This window comes from Methylobacterium sp. WL18, assembly GCF_008040015.1.
In the GTDB taxonomy this organism is placed as follows: Bacteria; Pseudomonadota; Alphaproteobacteria; order Rhizobiales; family Beijerinckiaceae; genus Methylobacterium; species Methylobacterium mesophilicum.
Genome location: NZ_VRVD01000832.1, coordinates 1 through 1,732, shown reverse-complemented (window position 1 = coordinate 1,732; position 1,732 = coordinate 1). Strand labels below are relative to the sequence as shown.

Genomic DNA, 1,732 nt, shown 5'->3' with positions numbered 1-1,732 from the left:
TCGCCCCGGGCCCGGCGAGCAGAAGCAGGGCGAGGGCGGGGGTCACCGTCAGCGCCACCAGCAGCGAGGCCAGCACGGCGGCGATGTAGGCGAGCGCCAGGGGGCCGAACAGGCGGCCGGCGACGCCGGTGAGCGCCAGCACCGGCAGGAACATCAGCAGCACCGCCAGGGTCGCGTACGCGACCGCGCCGCGCACCTCCAGGATGGCGTCGAACACCACCCGGGCCGCGCCGGCTTCCCAGCCCTCTGCCCGGCCCTTCGCCCGGCTCTCGCGCAGGCGCCGGGCGACGTTCTCGACGCCGATCACCGCGTCGTCCACCACCTCGCCGATGGCGAGCGCCAGCCCGCCGAGCGTCATGGTGTTGAGGCTCTCGCCCCAGGCCTGGAGGGCGAGCGCCGCGGCGATCAGCGAGAGCGGGATCGCGGCCGCGCTGATCAGGGCCGTGCGCCAGTCGGCCAGGAAGACCAGCAGGACGACCACCACCAGGGCGCCGCCCAGCAGCAGCGCCTGCAGGACGTTGCCGTTGGCGACGTCGACGAAGTTGGCCGGCCGGAACAGGTCGGCGTGCAGGCCGATTCCGGCCCGGGCCAGAGCCGGCCGCAGCTCCGCCAGGGCCGCCTCCAGCCGGCCGGTGACCGTCCTGGTGTCGACGCCGACCTGGGCGCCGACCATCAGCAGCACGCCGGGCTTGCCGTCGACCAGGGCGGCGCCGATCGCCGGCTCGGGGGCCGCCAGGATTGTGGCGACGTCGGCCAGCACCACGCTCGCCCCGCCCTCGTTGACCAGCACAGTGCGCCCCAGCGCCTCCGGGGTGAGCGACTGCCCCTCGGTGCGCAGGACCACCCGCTGGCTCGGCGTGTCCACGAAGCCGGCGCCCCGCACCCCCGTGGCCTTGCGGGCGGCCGCCAGCACGTCGTTGAGCCCGACCCGGTAGCGGATCAGGTCGTCGGGGCGGACCTGCACCTGGAGCGAACGCACGCCGCCGCCGTAGACCGAGACTTGCGCGATGCCCGGCACCGCCTGGAGGCGCAGCCGGACCGTCCAGTCGGCCAGCGTGCGCAGGTCCATGGCGCTGCGGCTGTCCGAGGTCAGCCCGATCAGCAGCACCGTCGAGGTCGAGGAGGTCAGCGCCGTCATGGCGGGCGCCATCACGCCCTGGGGCAGCCGTCCGGCCAGGGCCGCCAGCCGCTCGTTGACCCGCTGGCGCACCCGGTCGACGTCGCTGCCGGCCCGGAACGCGGCGCTGATCACCGACAGGCCCTGGATCGAGGAGGAGCGCAGGGTCTCCAGCCCGGGCAGGCCGCCCACCGCCCCCTCGATCGCCTGGGTGACCAGGACCTCGACCTGCTCCGGATCGAGGCCGGGCGCCTCGGTCTGGATCGTCACGGTGGGCGGCGCGAATTCCGGGAACACGTCGTAGCGGGCGCTGCGCAGGGCGTAGAGCCCGAACGCCAGGAGCGCGCAGGCCAGGGCCAGCACCACGCGCGGCCGGCGCACCGCGAACCCGACCAGCCCGGCCTGGGGGCCGCCCGTGAGCCGCTCAATCATCGTCGTCGCCGGAGACCCGGATCTGGCCCTTCATCTCCTCGGAGAGCAGCGCCTGGCCGCCCCTGAGCACGATCTCGCTGCCGTCGGGCAGGTCCTCGACCACGAAGGCATCGGCCGAGAGCGGCGCGTCGGCCCGGACCGGGTGGCGGACGAATCCGCCCTGCGGCACGCCCCGGTAGACCC

At 75.2% G+C, this 1,732-nt stretch carries 1 protein-coding gene and 1 pseudogene; both read right to left on the bottom strand.

Annotated elements, in window-relative coordinates:
- Positions 1 to 1,549: efflux RND transporter permease subunit (locus tag FV228_RS28815; protein WP_187277957.1), on the bottom strand; the 1,549-nt coding region annotated here is incomplete at its 3' end.
- A pseudogene (locus FV228_RS28810) lies at positions 1,542 to 1,732 on the bottom strand (efflux RND transporter periplasmic adaptor subunit); the annotation flags it as partial. The gene FV228_RS28815 and the pseudogene FV228_RS28810, both read right to left, overlap by 8 nt.